This is a genomic window from Mesorhizobium sp. M1A.F.Ca.IN.020.06.1.1, from assembly GCF_004023265.1.
Taxonomy (GTDB): domain Bacteria; phylum Pseudomonadota; class Alphaproteobacteria; order Rhizobiales; family Rhizobiaceae; genus Mesorhizobium.
In genome coordinates this window covers 1-5,733 of the sequence record NZ_RZSR01000325.1, presented here as the reverse complement: position 1 = coordinate 5,733, position 5,733 = coordinate 1, and the positions used below count along the sequence as shown (strand labels likewise).

General features: G+C 62.3%; 5 protein-coding genes and 1 pseudogene. All 6 read left to right on the top strand.

Features of this window, described 5'->3' with window-relative positions; all coding sequences use genetic code 11:
• Positions 1-2,215: outer membrane protein assembly factor BamA (gene bamA, locus EOA60_RS15955; RefSeq protein ID WP_128311584.1), on the top strand; the 2,215-nt coding region annotated here is incomplete at its 5' end.
• Between the two features lie 78 nt (positions 2,216-2,293).
• The gene (lpxD, locus tag EOA60_RS15950; protein WP_095825373.1) at positions 2,294-3,349 is read left to right on the top strand and encodes a UDP-3-O-(3-hydroxymyristoyl)glucosamine N-acyltransferase; all 1,056 of its coding nucleotides are present in this window, start codon (positions 2,294-2,296) and stop codon (positions 3,347-3,349) included.
• Positions 3,342-3,803 carry a 3-hydroxyacyl-ACP dehydratase FabZ gene (gene fabZ, locus EOA60_RS15945; RefSeq protein ID WP_066992658.1) on the top strand — a complete coding sequence of 154 codons (462 nt, stop codon included), beginning with the start codon at positions 3,342-3,344 and terminating at the stop codon, positions 3,801-3,803. Before lpxD ends, fabZ begins: the two co-directional genes overlap by 8 nt.
• 15 nt (positions 3,804-3,818) lie before the next feature.
• Entirely contained in the window at positions 3,819-4,655 is an 837-nt protein-coding gene (gene lpxA, locus EOA60_RS15940; RefSeq protein ID WP_067320155.1) for an acyl-ACP--UDP-N-acetylglucosamine O-acyltransferase, read from the top strand.
• Positions 4,642-5,544 (top strand): UDP-2,3-diacylglucosamine diphosphatase LpxI, encoded by a 903-nt coding sequence (gene lpxI, locus EOA60_RS15935; protein ID WP_095825457.1) that lies wholly within the window; start codon positions 4,642-4,644, stop codon positions 5,542-5,544. Before lpxA ends, lpxI begins: the two co-directional genes overlap by 14 nt.
• A pseudogene (locus EOA60_RS15930) lies at positions 5,534-5,733 on the top strand (lipid-A-disaccharide synthase); the annotation flags it as partial. The gene lpxI and the pseudogene EOA60_RS15930, both read left to right, overlap by 11 nt.

Sequence of the window (5,733 nt, the reverse complement as noted above, 5' to 3'; positions counted from 1 at the left end):
TGCCGAAACCATCCGCAATTACATCGCGATCAAGCCCGGCAAGGCGTTTTCAAGTGCCGATATCGATAGCGCCGTGAAGGCGCTGTTCGGCACCGGGCTGTTCTCGGACGTCCAGATCAATCAGGTCGGCTCGACCCTGGTCGTCAAGGTTTCCGAATACAAGGTCGTCAACCAGGTCCTGTTCCAGGGCAACAAGAAGCTCAAGGACAACGCGCTCCAGGCCGCTGTCCAGCTGAAGCCGCGCGCGACCTTCTCGCAGCAGGCGCTCGACGCCGACGTCGAGGCGGTCAAGGCTGCCTATCGGCGTATCGGCCGCGACGACGCCGCCGTGACCACCCAGATCATGGACCTCGGCGACAATCGCGTGAACGTGGTCTTCAACATTAACGAAGGCGCGCGCACGCAGATCGCGGCGATCAATTTCGTCGGCAACAGCGCTTTTTCCAGCCGTCGCCTGTCGGACGTCATCAACACCAAGCGTTCGTCCTGGCTTTCATTCGTGCTGCGCGACGACGTCTATGACGAGGACAAGCTGCGCGCCGACCAGGAGTTGCTGCGCCGCTTCTACTACAATCACGGTTACGCCGACTTCCAGGTCGTTTCGGCCGTCGGTGAGTTGGATGAAGCCACCAACAAATACACGGTCACGATCACCGTGCAGGAGGGCGAGCGCTACAACTTCGGCGACATCAGTGTCGAGAGCACGATTCCCGAGGTCGACTCAAAGTCGCTGGAATCGGTGGTCCAGACGCACAAGGGCGATGTTTACAACGCCAAGGACGTCGAGGACACGATCGTTGCGCTCACTGAAAAGGTCGCCGGCTCAGGCTATGCGTTTGCCCAGGTGACGCCGCGCGGCGACCGCAATTTCGAGAATCACACGATCTCGGTCGTCTACACCATCGACCAAGGCACCAAGGCTTATATCGAGCGTATCGAAATCCGCGGCAACGACCGCACGCGCGACTATGTCATTCGGCGCGAATTCGATGTCAGCGAAGGCGATGCGTTCAACCAGGTGCTTATCCAGCGCGCGAAGAAGCGCCTGGAAGCTCTGGATTATTTTCAAAAAGTCGACATCTCGACCGTCCCCGGGTCCGCTCCGGATCAGGTTGTCCTGGTGGTCGATGTGGTCGAGAAGTCGACCGGTGAGTTCTCGGTCGGCGCCGGCTATTCAACCGGCGGCGACACGCCGGGTCCGTCCGTCGAAGGCTCGATCACCGAGCGCAACTTCCTCGGCCGCGGCCAGTACATCAAGCTGTCGGCCGGCGGCGGCAAGAACTCGCGCGACTACGCGATCTCCTTCACCGAGCCGTATTTTCTCGGCCGGCGCATCGCGGCGGGCTTCGACATCTACAAGTCGACCAGGGAATACAACAACCACTACGACAGCGATACCACGGGCGCGACTATCCGCTTCGGTCTGCCGATCACGGACAGTATTTCGACGCAGCTGGCGTATAATATCTCGCAAGAGAAATATAAGGTCGACGACAGTTGCGGCCCCACGAGCCCTGCTGATCCGGACGGCACGTGCACTATTTCGCCGGCTATCTTGGAAGGCGTAGCTCAAAGTCCGTGGATTAAGTCGTCGGTCAGCCTCGGGCTAGTCTACAACACCATCGACGATATGAAGAACCCGCATGAAGGGCTCTACGTCACTGGTACGACCGAGGTTGCCGGTCTCGGTGGTGACGCCAAGTGGGTGAAGTTGACAGGGCGCGCAAGCGTCTACCAAACGCTGTCCGAGCAGCTCGATCTGGTCGGTCTGATCTCCGGTGGCGCTGGCCATATCGCCGGGTATGGCAACGATGGTCTGCGCATCTTCGACCAGTTCCAAAGCACTGATCGTATGATCCGTGGCTTCGAATATGGCGGCATCGGCCCTGTAGATACCAATACGGGTGACCATCTCGGTGGCACGACCTATTTCAATGCCTCGGCCGAAGCCCAGTTCCCGTTGCCGGCTATTCCGGAAAGCTTTGGCTTGCGGGGCGCGGTGTTTGCCGATGCTGCAACGCTCTATGGCAGCGCAATTCATACTGCAGGCGTCACCCAGTCCTCGACCGATATGAAGCTGCGCGCTTCGGTCGGTGTCGGGCTGATGTGGGCGTCACCGTTCGGTCCGATCCGAATCGACTATGCGATCCCGGTGAAGAAGGAACCGACCGACGACGTGCAGGAATTCAACTTCGGCATAGCGACCCGTTTCTAATCCGCGGGTTACGATGTTTCCGGGTCGTGTGATGGCCCGGAATCGACTGATCCGACCTAGCTGGATAATGTTTGTGGAATGACCGATCCGGTGTTCTTCGCGCCTTCACGCCGGTATACGGCTGGCGAGGTCGCGAATCTGACCGGCGCCAATCTTATTGATTCCTCGCAGGCCGACATCGCCATCGACGCGCTGGCGCCCGCCAATGAGGGTGGCGACGGTGCGCTCGTCTTTGTCGACGGCAAGCGCAATTTCGCCTTGATGCATTCGCTCAAGGCGGCTGCCGTTCTCTGTCCTGCCGACTTCGCCAACAGGGCGCCGCAGGGGATTGCGGTGCTGGCGCATCCGCGCCCGCAGCAGGCCTTCGCCATGGTGGGGCGGCTGCTCTTTCCGCAGGCCGCCACGCCCGGGCCGATGACCGGCGAAATTGGCATTTCGCCGCAAGCGCATATCGACCCGTCCGCGCATGTCGAAGCCGGTGCGATCGTGGAGGCAGGTGCCGTGATCGGTCCCGGCGCTGCCATCGGGAGCGGCACGGTCATTGCGCCCCATGCCGTCATTGGCCGCTCATGCAAGATAGGTCGTGATGGCTATGTCGGTCCGGGCGCCAGCATCCAATATGCGCTGATCGGCAACCGCGTCATCATTCATGGCGGTGCAAGGATCGGTCAGGATGGGTTCGGCTTCGTGGCCGGCGCCAAGGGACCTGAGCGCGTGCCGCAGATCGGCCGCGTCATCATCCAGGACGACGTCGAGATCGGCTCCAACTCGACCGTCGATCGCGGTGCGATGTCCGACACGATCATCGGACAAGGTACCAAGATCGACAATCTGGTGCAGATCGCCCACAATGTTCGTATCGGCCGCAATTGCATTATAGCCGGGCTTTCGGGTATTTCCGGTTCCGTCGTCGTCGGCGACAACGTCACCATGGGTGGCGGCGTCGGCCTCGCCGATCATTTGACCATCGGTCCCGGGGCCAAGCTTGCTGCGAGAAGTGGATTCATGAGCAACGTGCCGGCGGGCGAGGTCTGGGGAGGCTATCCGGCGCAGCCAATGGCGGAAGCCATGCGTGAGATCGCGATGCTGCGCAGGCTGGCCAGGACGCGCAAGCAGGGCGACGGAAATGGCTGACACGGTTGCGACGACACTTGAGGCGGTCGACATAATGGGGCTGATGAAGCTCCTGCCGCACCGTTATCCGTTTCTGCTGATCGACCGCATCGTCGAAATCGACGGCGACGACTCCGCGGTCGGCATCAAGAACGTGACTATCAACGAACCGCATTTCCAGGGCCATTTCCCGCAGCAGCCGGTCATGCCGGGCGTGCTCATCATCGAGGCCATGGCCCAGACCGCCGGCGCGATCTGCATTCGCAGCCTCAATGCGGAAAAGCCGTCGCTGGTTTATTTCATGACCATCGACAACGCGAAGTTCCGCAAGCCGGTCGTCCCCGGCGATCAGCTCAGGATCCACGTCAAGAAGATCAAGAAGCGCGGCAACCTGCTGAAATTTGCCTGCGAGGCGATGGTGGATGGCGCAAAGGCCGCCGAAGCCGAAGTTTCGGCTATGATGGTCACCGGCTGACGGTTTCTAATGCTCATGAAAGTTCAGACATCAATCCACCCTTCCTCGGTCGTCGAAGAAGGCGCCCAGCTCGGCGAAGGTGTGCGTATCGGACCCTTCTGCCATGTCGGCGCCGATGCCGTCATCGGCGATCGCGTCGAGCTGGTCAGCCATGTCTCGGTGATGGGCGCGACCACCGTCGGCGGCTCGACCAAGGTCTATCCAATGTCGACGCTCGGGGCGCCGCCGCAGAACACCAAGCACAAGGGCGGGCGCACGACGCTGGTCATCGGCGGAAATTGCACCATCCGCGAAGGCGTCACCATGCATGTCGGCACCGATTCCAGCCGCGGCGAGACGGCGATCGGCGACAATGGCAATTTCCTGGCCTATGCCCACATTGCCCATGACTGCGTCGTCGGCAAGAATGCCACCTTCGCCAATGGGGCGACGCTCGGCGGGCATTGCGAGATCGGCGACAATGTCTATATCGGCGGCCTGACCGCCGTGCATCAGTTTGTCCGCGTCGGCGACAACGCCTTTATCGGCGGCTGCTCGGCGGTCGTCGGCGACGTCATTCCCTATGCGATCGCCGTCGGCAATCGCGCCAAGCTGCGCGGTCTCAACGTCATCGGCCTGAAGCGCTCCGGCCTGCCGCGCGCCGAAATCTACATGCTGCGAAGGGCTTACAGGGCGATTTTCGACCACTCCCGCACGGTCGGGGAGAATGTCGAGATCGCCAAGGCGGAGTTCGCCTCGTCACCGACGGCCATGAAGATGATCGACTTCATCACCAGTCGCGGCAAGCGGCATTATGCCGTCCCGCCGCTGAAGGGCGGTGGCGGCGATGACGATGGCGATGACGAGGGCTGAGCCCGCCGGGTCAGGGCTTGCACTCGCGCCGGGCTCCAGGGTCGGCATCATCGCCGGTGGCGGCAGCCTGCCGGTCGAAGTGGCGGAAGGTCTGGTCAGACAGGGACATTCGCCTTTCATCATCCTGGCCGAGGGCGAGGTGGATCGCGAAGCGGACTTTGCCGCCTACGAGCAGGCGACGCTTGCGCTCGAAGACATCGGCTTCCTGCTTCCCTTGCTGAAGCGCGAAGGCATTAGCCACCTGGTTCTTGCCGGCGAGATCAAGCGCAGGCCGCGGCTTGCGAAGATACGTCCAACGCTCAGTCTGCTGACGATAATCCCCTCCGTGGCAATGGCGCTGGCCCGCGGCGACGACGGGCTTCTGAAGGTTCTGACGCGCGGGCTGGAAAGGCGCGGTATCACCGTGGTCGGAGCGCATGAGATCGTTCCAGATCTCGCTGCCGGCGAGGGCATGCTGACCAAGGCGGGACCAAAGCAATCGGACTGGCGCGATATCGAGGCGGGCCGCGCGGCGGCCAAGGCAATCGGCGAGCTCGACATCGGCCAGGCGGCGATTGCAATTGGGGGGCGGGTTATCGCGTTGGAAGGCATCGAAGGCACTAAGGGCCTGCTCGAGAGGACGCGCGAATTGCGCGGGCACGGCAGGCTCGCCGGCAAGACGCGCGGCGTACTCGTCAAATGCGCCAAGCCAGGGCAGGAGCTGCGCGCCGACTTGCCCTCGATAGGCCCGCAGACGGTCGAGGCCGCACACGCGGCCGGCCTTGCCGGCATCGCCGTCGAAGCCGGCCGCTCGCTCATTCTCGAAAGCCCGGTGACTCTCGCGCGGGCCGATGCGCTTGGCTTGTTCATCGTCGGATTTACCGCGACGGAGCCGACCGATGGCCAGTGAGAGGCCGCTCAAGATCGCCATCGTCGCGGGCGAGGAATCGGGCGACTTGCTCGGCGCCGACATCGTGCGTGCGCTCGAGAAGACCACCGGCCGTAAGATCCGGCTCGTCGGCATCGGCGGCCGGCATCTGCAGGACCTGGGGCTGACACCGCTCTTCGACGGCAGCGAAAAATCAGGGCTGTCGATGGT

Excerpts from the sequence above, each read along its gene's own strand:
- lpxD (WP_095825373.1), top strand. The coding sequence starts at position 2,294 with ATGACCGATCCGGTGTTCTTCGCGCCTTCACGCCGGTATACGGCTGGC.
- fabZ (WP_066992658.1), top strand. The coding sequence starts at position 3,342 with ATGGCTGACACGGTTGCGACGACACTTGAGGCGGTCGACATAATGGGG.
- lpxA (WP_067320155.1), top strand. The coding sequence starts at position 3,819 with ATGAAAGTTCAGACATCAATCCACCCTTCCTCGGTCGTCGAAGAAGGC.
- lpxI (WP_095825457.1), top strand. The coding sequence starts at position 4,642 with ATGACGAGGGCTGAGCCCGCCGGGTCAGGGCTTGCACTCGCGCCGGGC.